The 17627-nt window shown below is 68.4% G+C and carries 15 protein-coding genes; 6 read left to right on the plus strand and 9 right to left on the minus strand.

Features of this window, described 5'->3' with window-relative positions; translation table 11 throughout:
• Nucleotides 1-18: 18 nt before the first annotated feature.
• Nucleotides 19-1587, minus strand: coding sequence for an acyl-CoA carboxylase subunit beta (locus GF068_RS12120; protein WP_153819519.1), 1569 nt, complete (start codon nt 1585-1587; stop codon nt 19-21).
• 184 nt (nt 1588-1771) lie between these two features.
• Between GF068_RS12120 and GF068_RS12125 the strand changes: the two genes are divergently transcribed.
• Nucleotides 1772-4267 carry a bifunctional serine/threonine-protein kinase/formylglycine-generating enzyme family protein gene (locus GF068_RS12125; protein ID WP_153819520.1) on the plus strand — a complete coding sequence of 832 codons (2496 nt, stop codon included), beginning with the start codon at nt 1772-1774 and terminating at the stop codon, nt 4265-4267.
• Between the two features lie 18 nt (nt 4268-4285).
• Here the strand turns inward: GF068_RS12125 and GF068_RS12130 are convergent, their stop codons facing one another.
• Nucleotides 4286-5350, minus strand: a complete 1065-nt coding sequence (locus GF068_RS12130; RefSeq protein WP_153819521.1) for a peptidylprolyl isomerase — start codon at nt 5348-5350, stop codon at nt 4286-4288.
• A gap of 267 nt (nt 5351-5617) precedes the next feature.
• Between GF068_RS12130 and pyrH the strand changes: the two genes are divergently transcribed.
• The 3 genes from pyrH to GF068_RS12145 all read left to right on the plus strand — a co-directional run bounded on the left by pyrH (nt 5618) and on the right by GF068_RS12145 (nt 7496).
• Nucleotides 5618-6310: a UMP kinase gene (gene pyrH, locus GF068_RS12135; protein WP_420814120.1), complete on the plus strand. Its 693-nt coding sequence runs from the start codon at nt 5618-5620 to the stop codon at nt 6308-6310.
• Nucleotides 6311-6392: 82 nt separating this feature from the next.
• Nucleotides 6393-6632, plus strand: a complete 240-nt coding sequence (rpoZ, locus tag GF068_RS12140; RefSeq protein WP_136930313.1) for a DNA-directed RNA polymerase subunit omega — start codon at nt 6393-6395, stop codon at nt 6630-6632.
• Nucleotides 6633-6656: 24 nt separating this feature from the next.
• Nucleotides 6657-7496: a class I SAM-dependent methyltransferase gene (locus GF068_RS12145; protein ID WP_153819523.1), complete on the plus strand. Its 840-nt coding sequence runs from the start codon at nt 6657-6659 to the stop codon at nt 7494-7496.
• A 143-nt stretch (nt 7497-7639) separates the two neighbouring features.
• Here GF068_RS12145 and GF068_RS12150 read toward each other — a convergent pair whose 3' ends face one another.
• Nucleotides 7640-8377: a metallophosphoesterase family protein gene (locus tag GF068_RS12150; RefSeq protein WP_153819524.1), complete on the minus strand. Its 738-nt coding sequence runs from the start codon at nt 8375-8377 to the stop codon at nt 7640-7642.
• A gap of 234 nt (nt 8378-8611) precedes the next feature.
• Between GF068_RS12150 and GF068_RS12155 the strand changes: the two genes are divergently transcribed.
• Both GF068_RS12155 and tssM read left to right on the plus strand, forming a co-directional pair.
• On the plus strand, nt 8612-9409 hold the full coding sequence (locus GF068_RS12155; RefSeq protein WP_206079456.1) for a hypothetical protein: 798 nt from the start codon (nt 8612-8614) through the stop codon (nt 9407-9409).
• A 68-nt stretch (nt 9410-9477) separates the two neighbouring features.
• The gene (tssM, locus tag GF068_RS12160; RefSeq protein ID WP_153819525.1) at nt 9478-12423 is read left to right on the plus strand and encodes a type VI secretion system membrane subunit TssM; all 2946 of its coding nucleotides are present in this window, start codon (nt 9478-9480) and stop codon (nt 12421-12423) included.
• 9 nt (nt 12424-12432) lie between these two features.
• Here tssM and rimI read toward each other — a convergent pair whose 3' ends face one another.
• From rimI to GF068_RS12190, 6 genes are all read right to left on the minus strand, one after another.
• Nucleotides 12433-12903, minus strand: coding sequence for a ribosomal protein S18-alanine N-acetyltransferase (gene rimI, locus GF068_RS12165; RefSeq protein WP_338046340.1), 471 nt, complete (start codon nt 12901-12903; stop codon nt 12433-12435).
• Entirely contained in the window at nt 12900-14090 is a 1191-nt protein-coding gene (locus GF068_RS12170; protein WP_153819527.1) for a vWA domain-containing protein, read from the minus strand. Before GF068_RS12170 ends, rimI begins: the two co-directional genes overlap by 4 nt.
• Before the next feature lie 42 nt (nt 14091-14132).
• Nucleotides 14133-15314: an alanine racemase gene (alr, locus tag GF068_RS12175; RefSeq protein ID WP_338046341.1), complete on the minus strand. Its 1182-nt coding sequence runs from the start codon at nt 15312-15314 to the stop codon at nt 14133-14135.
• 135 nt (nt 15315-15449) lie between these two features.
• On the minus strand, nt 15450-16037 hold the full coding sequence (locus tag GF068_RS12180; protein WP_240806833.1) for a hypothetical protein: 588 nt from the start codon (nt 16035-16037) through the stop codon (nt 15450-15452).
• Between the two features lie 436 nt (nt 16038-16473).
• Entirely contained in the window at nt 16474-17064 is a 591-nt protein-coding gene (locus GF068_RS12185; protein ID WP_153819529.1) for a GTP-binding protein, read from the minus strand.
• An 11-nt stretch (nt 17065-17075) separates the two neighbouring features.
• Complete coding sequence (locus GF068_RS12190; RefSeq protein ID WP_136930304.1) at nt 17076-17558, minus strand: roadblock/LC7 domain-containing protein; 483 nt, start codon at nt 17556-17558, stop codon at nt 17076-17078.
• Nucleotides 17559-17627: the final 69 nt, after the last annotated feature.

Consider the following 17627-nt stretch of genomic DNA (forward strand, 5'->3'; position numbering starts at 1 on the left):
GAGGCATCCCCCTCGGGACTAGAGCGGAATGTTGCCGTGTTTCTTGGGCGGGTTTTTGTCGCGCTTGTCACGAAGCAGCTCGAGCGCGCGATCGAGGCGGATGCGGAGCGTCCTCGGGTGGATCACCTCGTCGATGAAGCCGAGCTCCGCGGCCTTGTAGGGGTTCGCGAACTTCGCCTTGTACTCCTCGACGAAGCGCGCCCGCGCCGCCGCGGGATCCGCGGCCGACTGGATCTCCTTGCGGTAGACGATGTTCACCGCGCCGTCCGGCCCCATGACCGCGATCTCGGCCGTCGGGAAGGCGAGGTTGTAGTCCGCGCGGATGTGCTTCGAGGCCATCACGTCGTACGCGCCGCCGTAGGCCTTGCGCGTGATCACCGTGATCTTCGGGACCGTCGCCTCGGCGAACGCGTAGAGCAGCTTCGCCCCGTGCGTGATGATGCCGCCGTACTCCTGATCGGTGCCCGGCAAGAAGCCCGGCACGTCGACGAACGTGACGAGCGGGATGTTGAAGCAGTCGCAGAACCGCACGAAGCGCGCGCCCTTGATGCTCGCGCGGATGTCGAGGCAACCGGCGAGCACGTTCGGCTGGTTCGCCACGACGCCCACCGTCCGCCCGCCGACGCGCGCGAAGCCGCACACGATGTTCTGCGCGTACCGCTCGTGCACCTCGAAGAGGTAGCCGTCGTCGACGACCGCGCGGACGACGCTCTTGATGTCGTACGGCTTCGAAGATTCGGTCGGCACCATCGTGTCGAGCTCGGGCACCTCGCGGTCCGTCGGATCGGTCGAGGGCCTGCGCGGCGGATCCTCGGTGTTGTTCGAGGGCAGGAAGGAGACGAGCTCCCGCACGCGCGCGAGCGCCGCGCGATCGTCGGGCGCCGTCAGGTGGCAGACGCCGCTCTTCACCGCGTGCGCCGAGGCGCCGCCGAGGTCCTCCTTGGTCACGTCCTCGTTGGTCACCGTCTTGATGACCTCGGGGCCCGTGATGAACATGTAGCTCGTCCCCTCGACCATCAGGACGAAGTCCGTGATCGCCGGCGAGTACACCGCGCCGCCCGCGCACGGGCCCATGATGGCGCTGATCTGCGGCACGACGCCGCTCGCCAGGGTGTTGCGCAAGAAGATGTCCGCGTAACCCGCGAGCGACTCGACGCCCTCCTGGATACGCGCCCCGCCGGAGTCGTTGAGGCCGATCACCGGCGCGCCGATCTTCATCGCGAGGTCCATCACCTTGCAGATCTTCTGCGCGTACGCCCCGGAGAGCGAGCCGCCGATCACCGTGAAGTCCTGCGCGAAGACGCAGACCTTGCGGCCGTCGACGAGGCCCCAGCCGGTGACCACGCCGTCGCCGAGGACCTTCGTCTTCTCCATGTCGAAGTCGTTGCAACGGTGCACGACGAAGCGGTCGAGCTCGACGAACGATCCAGGGTCGAGCAAAAGCTCGACGCGCTCGCGCGCCGTGAGCTTGCCAGCCTCGTGTTGCTTGGCGATACGCGCCGCGCCGCCCCCCTCGAGGGCGCGGCGGTTCATGTCGTCGAGTCGTTCGATCGCGTCTTTCGCGCGGGAGCTCTGTTGTTCGGACATCGCGACCTCGCCCCTACCATGGGCGCGCGCGCGCCGCCTCCCCCGGCACGAGAGCGGCCGAACGGGCGTTGCGCCGCGCGCGTCGCCAAGTACGATTTCCCTGCCGAGCGAGCCCGCGCCTGCGTGGTGACGGATGTGCGACGGATGAGAAGAGGGGGGCCGCGCCCGCTCCGGCAACGAGCTCATGAAGCCTGCCCCGACCTGCGAGGCTCTAGCGTCGGCACAGCCGATCGCCAGAGGCGAAGCGCCCTCGTTCGAGGAGACGGAGGGCCACGCGCCCACGCTCCCTGACGGAGGAGATCGGTACCGCATCGTCGAGCGCCTCGGCATCGGCGGCACGGGCGTGGTCTACGCCGCCGAGGACCGCGCAGCGAGCCGCCTCGTCGCCCTCAAGACGCGGAAGCTCGACGGCGACGATCCGGACGACAGCGCCGGCTTGTTCCTCCACGAGGCCCGCGTCGCCGCGCAGCTCGAGCACCCGAACATCGTCCCCGTCTACGACGTCGGCCGCCTGCCCGACGGGCGGCCCTACTACACGATGCGCATCGTCAAGCAGCAGAGCCTGCACGACGTGCTCGCGTTGCCCGAGCTGCGCCCGAAATGGCCGCTCGCGCGCCTCGCCTCCGCGTTCGTCCAGATCTCGCGCGCCCTCGCCTACGCCCACCGCCGCGGCGTCGTGCATCGCGACATCAAGCCCGAGAACATCCTGCTCGGCGACGAGGGCGAGGTCTACCTGAGCGACTGGGGCAACGCGCGCATGCTCACGGGCATCGAGCCCACCTCGCCGCTCTCGCTGCCCGACGACGATCCCTTCTTCATCCGCGGCGAGGGCGGCTACCCGAGCGGTTTGTCCGGGACCCCGGGCTACATCGCCCCCGAGCAGATCCGCGGCGAGCGCGCGGGCATCGATCACCGCACCGACATCTTCGCGCTCGGCGTGGTGCTCTACGAGATGCTCACGGGCGAGCACCCCTTCGACGCGCCCACCGTGCTCGGCGTGATCCTCGCGACGCAGACGCGTGATCCGAAGCCGCCTCGCGCCATCAGCCCGAGCTGCCCGCTGCTGCTCGAAGACCTCTGCCTCGCCATGCTCTCGAAGGATCCGGCGAAGCGGCCCGCGTGCGCCGAGCGCGTCGCCGGCGGCGCCGAGGCCTTCCTCGAAGGCGCGAGGGAGCGAGATCGCCGGAGGGCCGAAGCGCGCTCTCTCTGCGAGCTCGCGCGCGAGCCGGCGCAACGCGACAAGGCCCTGCGCCTCGAGCGCGCGGGGCTCGACGTCGAGGCGAGGCGCCTGCTCGCGGACGTGAAGAGCTACGATCCCATCGATCGCAAGCGCCCCGCGTGGGCCGTCGAGGATCGCGCCGCCGCCGTCGAGCGCGAGCAGGCGCGCGCCATGGCCGAGGCGATCGACCTCTACACGAAGGCGCTCGCCTACGATCCCGACCTCGAAGAGGCGCGCTCCGGCCTCGCCGATCTCTACTGGGCCCGCGCCCAGGCCGCCGACGCCGAGCGACGCCACGCGAGCCGCATCTACTACGAGGCCCTCGTCTCCGAGTTCGACGTCGGCAGCTACGCCGCGCTCCTGCGCGCAGACGCCTGCCTCGCCATCGAGACGAACCCGCCCGGCGCGCGCGTGCTCGCGTATCGTTACGTCGAGAAGGATCGTGTCCTCGTCCCGAGCGAAGAGCGCTACCTCGGCCGCACCCCCGTCGCCGAGGTCCGCCTCTCGCCGGGCAGCTACCTCCTCGTCCTGCGTCGCCCGGGCTTTCGCGACGTCCGTTACCCCGTCCTGCTCCGCCGCGGCGAACGCCACGAGGCCGCCGTCAACCTCTACACCGAGGAGGAGATCGGCGAGGGCTTCGTCTACGTCCCCGGCGGCTCGTTCATCGCGGGCGGCGACGACGACGCGCCCGACTCGCTCGCGCGCACGGAGCCCGTCGTCGCCGACTTCGCCATCTCGCGTTTCCCCGTCACCTTCCGGCAGTACTGCGACTTCCTCGACCGCATCGAGGATCGCTCGCACGCCCTCGCGCTCATGCGCGCCCCGCGCGACTTCCGCGGCACCGAGGGCTACGTCGTGCGCCGCGGCGAACACGGCCAGTGGGAGCCGATCCCCGGCCTCATCGAGGGCGAGGCGCGCAAGGCCTTCCCGCACGAAGCGGGGCACCTCATGGACGTCCCCGTCCTGCTCGTCGACTGGTTCGACGCCGCTGCCTATTGCGCCTTCCACAGCGAGCGCGAGGGCTTCGAGATCCGGCTGCCCACGGAGCTCGAGTGGGAGAAGGCCGCGCGTGGCACCGACGGCCGCATCCATCCCTGGGGGGATCCTTTCGACCCCACCTTCTGCCTCATGCGCGCCTCGCGCCCCTACCTCCCGCAGCCCGAGCCCGTCGGCACCTTCCCGCTCGACGCGTCTCCGTACGGCGTGCGCGACATGGCCGGCGGCGTACGCGAGTGGGTCGGCGACGTGCACGGCGAGCGCACGTGGTCCGAGACGAGCGCCGAGCCCGAGCCCATCCCCGGCGCCGTGCGCGACGCCTCCGAGTGGCGCGTCATCCGCTCGGGCGGCTGGTCCACCACGCACGAGTACATCCGCAGCGCCGCGCGCACCCGCTTCTTCGCCCTCACCCGCGCGACGCACCTCGGCTTCCGCGTCGCGCACGACCTGCCGCGCAGGCGCTGAGGTTTTTCCTTCCGAACCCTACTTCGATCCCGCGTCGCCCGCGCCGCCGTCTGCGGCCTCTTGCCCGGGCAACGTCCACGGGTCCGCGCCTTTGCCCTCGTACGGCTTGACCCCCTCGGGCAGCTTCACCTTCCCGAGCGCCGCGTCGTCGATCTCCACGGGGAACTTCTTCCGCAGGTCGGCCTCGAGCGCCTTCTCGCGCTCCTGTATCTTCTGCTGCAGGAGCTTCACGCGGATCGACCGATCGGCCTCCTGGAGCGTCCTGCTGTGCGCCGCCGTGATCCCGTTCATCCGCACCACGTAGAACCGGCCCTCGGCCTCCACGATCTCGTCGAGCACTGAGCCCACGCTCGGGATCTTGAAGACCGCCGCGCGGATCGGCTCGGGGATCTTCGGGTTCTTGCCGCGCGGATCGTCCGGCGCGCCCACCACGCCGAGATCACCGGCGAGGTCGAGCGACGTGTTCGGATCCTTCACCTTCGGCGCCGTCATCGAGTGCTTCTGGAAGAGCTCGCCCCACTCGGCTGCTGTCTTGATCTTCGTCGCGTCCTCGAGCACGCGCGCCGCCGTCTTCCGATCCGACAGCACGATCGCCGCCACGCGACGCCGCTCCGGCTCGCGGAACTGCTCCACGTGCGCCTCGTAGTACGCGCGCACCTCGGCCGGCGGGATCTCGCCCGGCGCGGGCAGGCCTTTGCGTGCGTCGGCGAGGATCGCGTCGCGCAGGATCTGCCGGATCGCCTCCTCCGTCTCCGGCTGCTTGTCGAGCCCGCGGCGCTTGGCTTCGGCGGCGAGCAGCTCGACGTCGATGATCTCGTCGAGCAGCTCTTTTCGACGCTCCTTCGTCTGGTAGCGGAGCCTGTCGAACTGATCCATCCGCTCGAGCGTCGCGGCGAAATCGCCGAGCGTGATCACGCGGTCGCCGACCTTCGCCAGCGTACGCGTGGCTTGCTCGGGCGACAGACCTGCCGCGGGCGCCGCTGCGTCGGCAGCGGGGGGCGCCACGGCCTTGTCGTTGCAGCCCGCGGAGAGCGCGACGATTGCCGCGACGAACAGGGACGAGAGCGCGCGCCGGACCAGCATCGAGCGGCCGGTCTAGCACTTCTTCGGCGCGTCCGGGGGTTGGTTTTGCGAGGTTTTCGCGCCGCATGCCCCCACTTCTCCGGCCTTTTCCGGCCCACGGCGTGGAGCCGTCGAGCCCCTCCGGTCGGGCTCGCGGAACGACGCGTTGCGGACGAGGCGAACCGGGACTACGAGACCCGCGTGACCCGCGACGCGACCCGCCAAGACCGCGACGACTCGACCCTCCCTCCTCCGCCGAGCCCGGCTCCTGGCCTCAAGTATCGCCGCATCGTCCTCAAGATCAGCGGCGAGGCCCTGTGCGGCGAGGGCAACTTCGGCATCCACCCCGACACGCTCCAGCGCGTCGCGGCCGAGATCGCGGAGCTGTCGAGCCTCGGCGTGCAGATCGGCATCGTCGTCGGCGGCGGCAACATCTTCCGCGGCTTGAAGGGCGCGAGCCAGGGCATGGATCGCTCCCAGAGCGACTACATGGGCATGCTCGCCACGGTCATCAACTCGCTCGCGCTCCAGGACGCGCTCGAGAAACACGGCGTCCCCACGCGCGTGATGACGGCGATCGAGATCCGCCAGGTCGCCGAGCCCTACATCCGGCGCCGCGCGATGCGCCACCTGGAGAAGGGCAGCGTCGTCATCTTCGCGGCTGGCACGGGCAACCCGTTTTTCTCGACGGACACCGCCGCGGCGCTCCGGGCCATGGAGATCCAGGCGCAGGCCCTCTTCAAGGCCACCAAGGTCGAGGGCATCTACGACCGCGATCCGGCGTCCCACGCGAACGCGCAGATGTTCACGAAGCTCTCGTACGACCGCTTCCTCGTCGATCGCATCGGCGTGATGGACTCGACCGCCGTCACCCTCTGCCGCGAGAACAAGCTCCCGATTCGCGTCTTCAAGTTGACGACCCGCGGGAACATCCTGCGCGTCTGCAAAGGCGAGAACATCGGCACCGTCGTCGAGGCGTGATCCGCGCGTCCTCGACGAAACCGAGATCAGGAACGCAAGTTGCGCCGCTCCGCGAGGACGGCTAACCTCCCGGACCCCACCTATGGCACGTGTCACCGTCGAAGATTGCCTCGAGCGTGAAGAGAACCGCTTCGCCCTCGTCGTCCTGGCCTCGAACCGCACCCGGCAGCTCATGAAGGGCGCCGAGCCGCTGCTGAAGACGAGGAACAAACCTGCCGTGACGAGCTTGCGCGAGATCGCGGCGGGCAAGGTGCACTTCCACCGGAACTCCTCGGAAGTCGTGTACGAGTGGCTCCGCCACCAGCACGCCCTCGACCGCTGAGAAACACGCCGGGCAGCCCCGGACATGTCCTCTCCCCGAACGAAGAGCGCGCGCCCGCGTGCTCGGCGGGATCTCGAGCTCGAGGCAGGCACCTCGGCTCATTACGAAGACCCTGCCTACTACACGAAGACCTACCGCGCGCGGCTCGACGACGTTCGTTTTTACGCGGACTACGCGGCCGAGCGAGGCGGACCCGTCCTCGAGTACGGCTGCGGCAACGGCCGCATCACGCTCCCGATCGCGCGGCTCGGCGTCGACGTCACGGGCGTCGACCTCTCGGCCGAGATGCTCTCCGATTTGCGCGAGCGTCTGCGCGCCGAGCCCGAGGACGTCCGGGCTCGCGTCACCGTGAAGCGCGGCGACATGCGCAGAGCCCGCCTCGGCCGGCGCTTCCCGCTCGTCTTTTGCCCGTTCAACGCCTTCTTGCACCTCTACACGCGGGAGGACGTCGAGCGCTTCCTCGCGCGCGTCCGTGAGCACCTCGCGCCGCGGGGCGAGTTCGTCTTCGACGTCTCGATCCCCCAGCCCGAGGAGCTCGCGCGGGATCCGGCGCGCGCTTATGCGGCGCCGCGCTTCAACTACCCGACGCTCGACGGCAAGGGCATGCCTGTTCGGTACACCGAGCGCTTCGACTACGACCCGATCCGCCAGGTCCTCTTCGTCGCGATGGAGTTCTCGCCCGTCTCCGGCGAAGAGCCCTGGATGACGCCCCTCGCGCATCGCCAGTTTTACCCGCGCGAGCTCGAGGCCCTGCTCCACTACAACGGCTTCGAGCTCCTCGACGCGTGGGGTGACTTCGACCGCTCGCCCCCGACCCGCGACTCGATCACGCTCGTCCTACGCACCCGCGCCCGCCATCGCTGATCAAGCGCGACGTTTCAGCGCAGCGAGCGCACGACGTTCCCAGCCCGGGCCCGCAAGGAAACCCGCCTCAACTCGAACCCGCGGGGGGTGTGGGGGGCAGAGGAAGGCTCGCTTTGCGAGCCGACCGGAGCCTCCCACCGTAACTAAACCCCGATGTACAACCTATGCGCGAAGTTACGCTCGAGCTTCGCGCGCAGCACCTTCTCTGCGGCGGTCTCGATGTCGTACTCGACTCGTTTGAACTCGAAGCGTTTTGCTTCGCTGTCGTAGATCGTGTAGCTCGCGCGGTTGTCGTAGTCGCGCGGCTGTCCGACCGATCCGACGCTGACGATGTACTTCCTGTTCGCGTCGAGGTTGAAGTCGACCGCGGGCAGCTCTTCAACGGTCGTCGGCGTCAGCGCGAAGACCTTGCAGAGGTGCGAGTGGCCGATGAGGGTGAGATGCCCGAGCTCGCTGTACATCGGCAAGCACTCGCGTGCTTGCTCTGGGGCGAAGATGTACTCGAACTCCTCGAGGCGAACCGGCGATCCGTGGCAGAGGTCGACGCCGATGTCCGTCAACTTCTCCTGGTAGGGCAGGTTCTTGAGCCAGGCGGCGTTCTCGGCCGAGAGCATCGACGCGTGGGTGTCGAGGGCCTGGCGGGCTGCCTCGTAGTAATACGAGTAGTCCATTCGCCCGGCGACGGCCGCATCGTGATTCCCGAGGATCGTCTTCTTGGCGATCTTCCGGACCAGATCGGCGCATTCGTTCGGGCTGCCGCCATAGCCTACCGTGTCGCCCAGACAGTAGTAGACGTCGATGCGCTCGCGCCGGTACGCCTCCAGCACAGCACTGAGCGCCTCGTAGTTGGCATGCGTGTCGCTGAAGACTCCAATCCGCATGTGCGTGAGGACCGGAGGGTAGCATGAGGCACCTGCCGTTACGGTAGTATTTTCGCAGAAAAAAATTTTCTTTCGGAACCGCGTTTTTTAAAGGGTTTCGTCGCCAAAAACGTTGCCCCTTCGTTAGAGAACGAACACGAAGATCCAGCACTTTCTCGCGGCTCGTGAACGGCCTCGTGAACGCGAAGCGAGCGCTCGACGAGCCTCTGCGGGAGAGATGGAAGGAAGGCTCGCGTGTCAGGCACGAACGGGAAAAGCAACGGCAAAACCAACGGTCACGCGATCCCATCGCGCGGCGAGGCGAGCGCGGGCGCGCGCTCGGGCCCTCCCGTCGCGCCGCCGCCGCGCGTGATCCAGGACCTCGCGGAGTCGTGTGTTCGATTCGTCGAGCGAGCCATCGGCTTCAAGCTCGACTTCGAGCCCGAGACCCTGCCCGTGCTCGATCACTACCTCGAGACGGCGCGTGAAGAGACGCGTGATCGCAAGGAGGCGCGCCCGCTCGTCGCGCAAGCCGTGGGCGCCTACCTCGGCGAGATCACGCGCCGCAAATTCCACGGCTTCTGGCGCCTCGAAGACGAACACGACCCGCGCTCCTGGCGCGTCGAGCTCGAGCCCGTCTACCTGATCATCCGCCCCGTCGAGCTCGCCACGCGCGCCCTCGATCTGCCCCCCGCGCCCCCGCGCGACGCGACGCCCATCCGCTCACGCAAGGACGACGACGAGGGCGACGACGATGACGACGACGAGACCGAGGCCGCAGAGGTGAGCGCGGAGAGCACGGAGAAGCCGGGCGAATTCATCCCCCCCGATCCCACGGATGACCTCGGCCCCGCGCTCCTCGAGCTCGACGAGGACGACCGCGCGGCCGTGGCCGAGCGCCTCGCCTTGCTCCCGCCCGTCTCCGGCGCCGAGTACCACGCGCCCTCGACCCACCTCGAGGTCGTCGAGATCATCGTCGAGACCATCCGCGCCCGCCGCATGGCCGCGGGCATGGAAGCCGACGCGCACCTCGAGCCAGACGACTACTCCTGAACACGCGTCTTCTCTCGATCCAAAGGATGCGGAGCCCGGGCGGCCCCTCGTGATACTGTCGCTCCACCGTGTGGTGGGTTCTTTCTGCGCTCCTCGCGCTGATCGTCTGGGCGCTCTGGTACATCCTCAACTTGCCCCTGTGGCTCGCGATCGTGGGCACGGTGCTCATCGTGCTCGTCGCGATCGTGCGGCTGCTCTGGGGCCGCATCCGGGCGAGCCGCGCAGCCTCCGCGCTCGAGCGCGCCATCGCGCAACAAGGCGCGCAGCAGGCGCTCAACGCGCGGCCCGAACGGCGCGCCGAGATCCAGGAGCTCCAGAAGCAGGTCCAGGGCGGCATCAACGCCCTCAAGACCTCGAAGCTCGGCAAGAACAAGAAGGGCGGCGCCGCCGCGCTCTACTCGCTGCCCTGGTACGTGATCATCGGCCCTCCGGGCGCCGGCAAGACGACCGCGCTCAAGCACTCCGGCCTCGTCTTCCCCTTCGCGGATCCGCGCGGCGGCGGCGTCCGCGGCGTCGGCGGCACCCGCAACTGCGACTGGTGGTTCACGAACGAGGCGATCCTGCTCGACACCGCGGGCCGCTACACGACCGAGGGCGACGACCACGACGAGTGGATCTCGTTCCTCACGATGCTGAAGAAGTACCGCAGCCGGAAGCCGATCAACGGCGTGCTCGTGGCCATCAGCATCGCCGAGCTCATCGACGCCTCCGAGCAGCAGATCGAGTCGACCGGCAAGAAGCTCCGCGCCCGCATCGACGAGGTCATGACCCAGCTCCAGATGGTCGTGCCCGTCTACGTGCTCTTCACGAAGTGCGACCTCATCGCCGGCTTCATCGAGTTCTTCGGCGACATCCGCAAGAGCGACCGCGCCCAGGCCTGGGGCGCCACGATCAAGCTCGCCGAGAACAAGTCGAACCCGCAGCAGCTCTTCGAGCGCGAGTTCGACGGGCTCATCCAGAAGGTCCACGCTCGCGCGCTGAAGCGCCTCGCCCAGGAGCGCAACCGCGAGGCGCGCGAGCGCATCTACCAGTTCCCGCTCGAGCTCGCGGGCATCAAGCGCAACCTCACCGAGCTCGTGCAGACGATCTTCGCGGTGAACGCCTTCCAGGGCACGCCGCTCTTCCGCGGCTTCTACTTCACGAGCGGCACGCAGGAGGGCCGCCCGCTCGACCGCGTGCTCGCGCGCATGGGCCACGCGATGGGCATCCGCCCGCCGGAGACCGCGGCGCAGCAGGTCACCGAGTCGAAGAGCTACTTCCTCCACGACGTCTTCATGAACGTCGTCTTCCCCGACGGCGACGTCGCCTCGCGCAGCGCGGCCGAGATCAAGCGGCAGAAGATCATGCGCATCGCGGTCAGCGGCGCGGCCTTCACGCTCGGCCTGATCCTCTCGATCCCGAGCATCCGCTCCTTCGCCCTGAACCGCGAGCTCATGTTCACCACGCAGGAGCGCGTGGAGACGGCGATGAAGATCAACTGGGGCGACGGCGAGCCGGGACCGAAGCTCGATCAGCTCGACCCCGTCTACGATCGCCTGAAGCTCCTCGACGAGTACCGCGCCAGCCTGCCCCTCAGCTACGGCTGGGGCATGTACCGCGGCGAGGAGATCTACCGCCCCGCGGTCACCGCGTACGTCGCGCTCCTGCAGACCGGCTTCGTGCTACCCTGCAAGGCCAAGCTCGAGGAGCGGCTCAAGGCGGCGAAGGGCAAGCAGTACCTCCGCGAGCGTACGGACCTGAAGACGTACCTCATGATGAGCGACGTCGAGAACCTCGAGGTCGAGTGGGAGACGGGCCGCCTCACGGGCCTCTGGGCCGAGCTGCTCAAGGGCACGAACAGCACGATGCCGGAGTACGAGCTCAAAGAGCGGCTCCAGAAGCACGTCAAGTACTACCTCGAGCTCATCAAAGAGAAGAAGGTCCTGCCGCTGCCCGCGGACAAGGTCCTCGTCGACAACGTCCGCAAGACGCTCCAGTCCGTCCCCATCCACGACCGTTACTACGAGCTCTTCGTCAACAGCCTGAACGACGAGCGGTACGACGAGGCCGGCGACGACCGCAAAGAGAACCGCAAGTACCCGCCGCTCAGCCTCGCCGACCTCTTCGTCGATCGCCCGAACGCGACGAAGCTCATCCAGAGCGCACGGTACCAGAAGGACAAACGCTTCAAGGAGGTCGAGGGGCCGTACACGGACAAGGGCCACTACATCGTGGTCCTCAACGTGGCGAACGCCGAGGCGCTCCTGCTCAGCGAGCAATGGGTGGTCCCGCTCAGCGCCGACGAGGGCGTCGACAAGCTCAAGACCAACCTGGTGCGGCTCTCGCAGGACTACGACCAGCGCTACATCGAGCAGTGGAGCGACTTCCTCGCCGACATCACGATCGCCCCGCCGTCGACCGTGAAGGAGGCGCTGGACCTCTACAACATCCTGCTCAACACGCCCTACCCGTACCTGCAGATCCTGCGCGCGGTCGAGGACCACACGCAGTGGAAGAAGTACAAGAAGGGCGAGGGTCCGAGCGTGAACAAGGACGAGTTGAACAAGATGTTCAACACCAAGCTCCAGCAGCAGTTCTCGCAGAAGACCGGCGGCCTGCGCGTCACCACGAACGTCGACGTCACGAAGATGGGCGAGCGCCCGAGCACCGTGCCGCCCTCGTTCGAGAAGCTCATCTCCTTCGGCGTCCCGCCCGAGAACACGCGCCCCGGTCAGCCCGTCACGGACACGCCGCTCTTGAAGTACATCGACAGCCTCACCGAGCTGCGGCGCGTGATGCAGGACCTCCCCAGCCCGCCGACGTCGAACGACATGATCAACCTGAGCGAGCAGCTCTCGGACGTCGCGAAGAAGGTCGAAGCCTTCCTGCAGCCGCTCGACGAGAAGGCCAAGGCGCTGCTCCGCCCGCTGCTCCTGAACCCGCTCCGCATCTCGGGCACGCGCCTCGCGGGCGTCGGCGGCGGCAACTACGTCGACAAGCCGAAGGAGCGGTTCCCGAACCCGTTCCGGCGCTAGCGCCAGCGATCAGCCGAGGACGCGCTGCATCTCCAGCGCGTCCTCGTCGTTGTCCGCGTAGTACTTCTCCCGCACCCCCGACACGCTGAAGCCGAACTTCTCGTAGAGCCGGATCGCAGGCTCGTTCGAGCGTCGCACCTCGAGCAGCACGAGTCGCACGCCGCTCTCGACCGCAAACGCGAGCGCCGCCTCCACGAGCACCGCCCCGATCCCGCGACGCCGCACCGCCGGCGCCGTCGCCACGTTGAGCACGTGCAGCTCGTCCACCACGTGCCAGGCGACGAGGAACCCGAGCGCCCGCGGCGCCTCGCCCGCCTCTCCGCCCCGCGCGACCCACACGCGCGCCCAGGGCCGCTCGAGCTCGTCCACCGGCGAGAACGACGGCCCCGCGAACGCCACGCGCGCGATCTCCGCGAGCTCCTCCGCGTCCTCGACCCCGCGCTCGACGCGCGCCACTTCCACCCGGAGACGATCGTTCACTTCGGCAGTTCCGTCGGGCAACCACTCACGATCTGCACCTGCTTCACCTGCCCGCCCTGCAGCCGCTCGCAAGCCTCGCCGAGCAGGCGCACGATCCACGGCGGCTTCCAGGCCCAGCCGTCGGGATCGTTGTACGGCAGGACCTCATCGTCCAGGTACACGTTCGTCATGTCCTCCTCGCTCGGCGGATCCACGATCGCGAACTCGCACGTCACCGCGACCGCGGCGATCTCCCCGAGCACGCTGCCGAGGGATCCGAGCTCCGTCACCGGCTCGTAAAACGGCGCGGCGTCCTTCTTCGATCCGCCCGCGATCGCCATCGCGTCGAGCACCCCCGCGTAGGCCTCGCTGCCCGGGATCCCCACGACGAACACCTCGACCCCTCCCGCGCGGAGCGCCTCGATCGCGGCCACGGACGCGGGTTCGTCCACGCAGAACGTTGGACCCCAAAGTTGTCCGGGCGCGCAGCAGTTGGTCCCCGTGGCCAGGCAGGCCTCGTCGCCCGCGAGGTTCGGCTCGCACGCGTCGGCCCCGCACGCCGCCGACTCGTTGCAGTTCGGCCCGCCGTCCGTCGCGAGGATCACGTACGTCTTGCCTTCGAGCCCGAGCAGCATCGGCGTGAGCGCTTCGATCGTCGGCGAGATCGGCGTCCCTCCGACCGGGTTCGTCGCCGTCGCGATCCGGATCCCCGTGGTCGTGGGCCCGTCCTCGCCCGTGATCGGATCACCCTGCGTCACCGGAAAGACCTGCTTGCCCGCGGCGCATTGATCCTGGTTCGAACCTTGGTTCGGCAGGATCGCCGCCCCCACCTTCACGAGCGGCCCGAGCTTGCGCACGAGGTCCACGACCGCGACCCGCACCGCGTTGTACCGCGTGAGGCCTCCGGGCGCGGGCGCCTGCATGCTCCCCGAGGCGTCGAGCACGAAGTAGAGGTTCGGCGCGTCGACGACCGCCTGATGCACCTCGTTGCCGCAGTAGCCACCCGCATCCGGCGCCGGCGGCCCTGCACCGCCGCCGTCGAAGCCGCCCTCGCCGCCTGCGTCGGGCGCGAGCATGGGCGGACGCGGCGGCAGCTTGTCGTCCCCCGACGACCCGCATCCCCCGAGCGCCGACGTGATCCCGAAGGCGCCGAGCAAGATCGACGTGGCCGCGATCCCTCGAGCCGAACGAAGCGCGCGCGTGTCCATCACACCCGATCCTAGCAGGACCGGGCAGCTCGCTCGTGAACGTCAGGGCTCGCGATAGAACCGCGGGACGCGCCGCGAGATGCTCGTCAGCACCTCCCACGGGATCGTGCCCGTCGTCTCGGCGATCTCCTCCGCCGTGATGACGTCACGCCCGAGCGCTCCCTCTTGCTGCCCGAGGAACACGACCTCGTCGCCGATCCGCGCGCCCGCGATCTCCGTCAGATCGAGCATCGTCAGATCCATCGACATCGTCCCCACGATCGGCGCGCGTCTCCCCCGCACGAGCGCGTGCCCGCGGTTCGAGAGCTTCCGATCGAGGCCATCCGCGTAGCCCATCGGCACGGTCGCGATCACGCTCCGCCGCGAAGCGCGCCACGTGTACCCGTAGCCGATCGCCTCTCCTGCCTCGACCGTCCGCAACGCGACGACCTCCGTCCGCACGCGGATCACCGGCTTGAGCTCCGGCGCGAGGCCTTGCATCGGCTGCACGCCGAAGAGCGCGATCCCCGGCCGCACCGCGTCGAAGCGCGCCTCCGAGAGCCGCATCGCGCCCGCGCTGTTCGCCGCATGCACGACCCGCGGCGAGAACCCGCGCGCGCGCACCCGACCTCGCACCTCCTCGAACCGCGCGAGCTGCTCCATCGTCGGCGCGATCTCGTCTCCGTCCGCGCACGCGAGGTGCGTCATGAGCCCGTCGAGCGCGACCTCCGGCCGGCCGTCGAACGCGTCGAGCACGTCGTCGAGCTCCGACATCGACACGCCGAGCCGCCCCATGCCCGTGTCCACCTTCAGGTGCACGCGCACCGGGCGCCCCTCGCCTTCGTACCGCGCGAGCGTCGCGATCCGCTCTATCTGCCCCGCGTCGTAGACCACCGGCACGAGGTCCCGCGCGAGGATCTCCTCCAGGCCCTCGCGCCGCGGCCCGTAGTAGCCGCCCATCACCAGGATCGGCACGCGGATCCCCGCGTCGCGGAGCTCGATCGCCTCTTCGAGCAGCGCCACGCAGAGGCCGGGCATCCCGGCGCGCTCGAGGGTCCGCGCGACCGCCGCCGAGCCGTGCCCGTAGGCGTCGGCCTTCAGCACGCCCCAGATCGCCGGCTTCTTCGGCCCCTCGCCGAGCATCTTCTCGAGGACGCGGAAGTTGTGCCGGAGGTGCGCGAGGTTCACCTCGGCGCGTGTCGGCCTCACGGCGTCCGCGGGCGCGGCCCTGCGCGGCTTCAGCACCCGGATTGCACCTCGCCCCCCCTCATGGGGAGGAGCCCCGTCCTCGTATGCGGGCAGCGACGTCATCTCGTTTGCGGATACCCATACGCCGAGCAAAACGTCAAGATTCCGGTCTTTTTGCTCTGGCGCCCGTGCTCACGAGCACTTGCGCGTGCACCGCTTGTACTGCGCCGCGCAGCCGCGCTCGCAGGTCGCCGTCGTGCAGGCCGCCTTGCACTCGTTCCACGTCGCCTCGCATGTCGTCCCGCATGTCGATTCGGGCGACTCCGCCGCCACGTCCGGGGACGCGTCCGCGCTCGGCCCCGACGAGCCTGCGTCCACTGCGAGCATCATCGGCGGCGGCGCGAGCGCGCTCGTCGGCTCGGGGACGGCCGAGGCCACGCGTGGCTCCTCCGTGGCGAGGTCCGACTCTTCGAAGTCGCTCGCGCCGCTGAGCTGCTTCATGCGCAGCCTCGCGTACTCCACGCGGTCGCGCGTCTGGCCGAACGTGTAGAACTTCGTCCACTCCTCCCAGCACGCTTTCCGGATCGTGGGCTTGACGTGCTTCTCCATGTCGAGCGCCATGCAGTGCTCGAAGCGCACGTCGCCCTCGTAGACGGCGTTGATGCTCGCGCCGCACGAGGCCGTCACGAGCGCAACGAGCCCGGCTGCGCCGACGCGCGCCCGCGTGATCGCCCTGGGCAGAGGCGTTCGGGGTCGTGATGGCGCGGGCGCTCTCTGCATCGGCCTCGAGTCTACCGCGGTCCTTCGCGGGCGACCTCGGCCGTGCTCGAAAACTTCGCGATCTCGTTTGAACTTCGACCGGACAGCGGCTACCTTCCCGCCCTCCCTACAGGAGCGGCCGTCCATCGCGCCGCACAAGACGAGGAAGTCGGCTCATGTTCCTGATGCTCTCGAAGGGTCCTCGGAAGACCAACCGCACGAAGTCGAAGCGTTACCGCGCGAAGTTGAAGGCGAAGAACCGCGGTCGCCGCAACCGGATCTACCAGCGCGGGTAGCCTTCCGGGCGTGTCCCCAACACACGCCCGACGCCAACGGCCGAAGACGTCTCCACGTGAGACCTTCGGCCGTTCGGCATTTTGTCGTCATGGAACACGAACGCCTCGGCCCCTCGCGTGGCGAGAAACCGAGGCGTGCGTGAGGTCGTGAGACCTTCGGGTCAGGGACCGCCTTTGCGCAGCTCCGTGAGCACGAGCTTCGCGACGGCCTTCAGCGTGTCGAAGACGCCGACGCCGGTGCGGGCGACGCCTTCGAAGTCGGGGACGTTCATCGGGTTGAGCTTCTCGCGAAGCTCCTCGACCGTGGCGATCTCGGGCAGGTCCCGCTTGTTGTACTGGATGACGTACGGGATCTTCTCGAGCTTGTAGCCCTGCTCGTCGAGGTTCGTCTTGAGGTTCTCGACGGACTCCTCGTTCGCCTCCATGCGATCGATCTGCGAGTCGGCCACGAACACGACGCCGTCGACGCCCTTCAGGATGAGCTTGCGGCTCGCGTCGTAGAAGACCTGTCCGGGCACCGTGTAGAGGTGGAACCGCGTCTTGAACCCACGAATTTCGCCGAGCGCGAGCGGAAGGAAGTCGAAGAAGAGCGTGCGATCCGTCTCGGTCGCCAGCGAGATCATCTTCCCCTTCGCGTCGGGGTTCGTGCGCTCGTAGATGTACTGCAAGTTCGTCGTCTTCCCGCACAAACCCGGGCCATAATAGACGATCTTGCAGTTGATCTCGCGCGCCATGTAGTTGATGAAGCTCATCGCGCGCGCTCCTAGTCGTTGAAGAGGTTGTCGATGTCTTCGTCGGTGATCTCGGCGAACGGACTGTCGGCGCCGGGATCCGCGACCTTCTTCAAGAGCGCCTCGAAGATGTTGTTCAGCTCCTCGCTCGCGCGGCGGACGCGCAGCCGCACGAGGCCGAGGCTGGACTTCGAGTCGAAGATCACCACGAGGATGACGCGGTTGCCGACGAGCTGGATGTGGATGTTCGCCTTCTCGCCCTCGTGGAACTGCGTCGCGAACTCGTTCTCCTTGAGGAGCTTCGCCATCCCGCCCGTGGCCGCGATGTTGCCGGCCGTCAGCGAGGCGAGCGACGTGGTGTCGAGGTTGTCCACGTCGCCGCTGGCAGCGATCAGCTGACCGTTCTTGTCAACGATGAAAACGACCTTCGCATTGGCGTCCTTGACGAGGCGATCCACGACATTCTGGATCTGATTGAACTCCTCCTCGTACATCACCATCTGAGGATTGACCATCGTTCCTCCGCCAGCGCTTCCGCGATGGGGTCTTCGTCTCGTTGCCTGAGTGCCTTCGTTTCCGCCGGA

Source organism: Polyangium spumosum, assembly GCF_009649845.1.
Taxonomy (GTDB): Bacteria; Myxococcota_A; Polyangia; order Polyangiales; family Polyangiaceae; genus Polyangium; species Polyangium spumosum.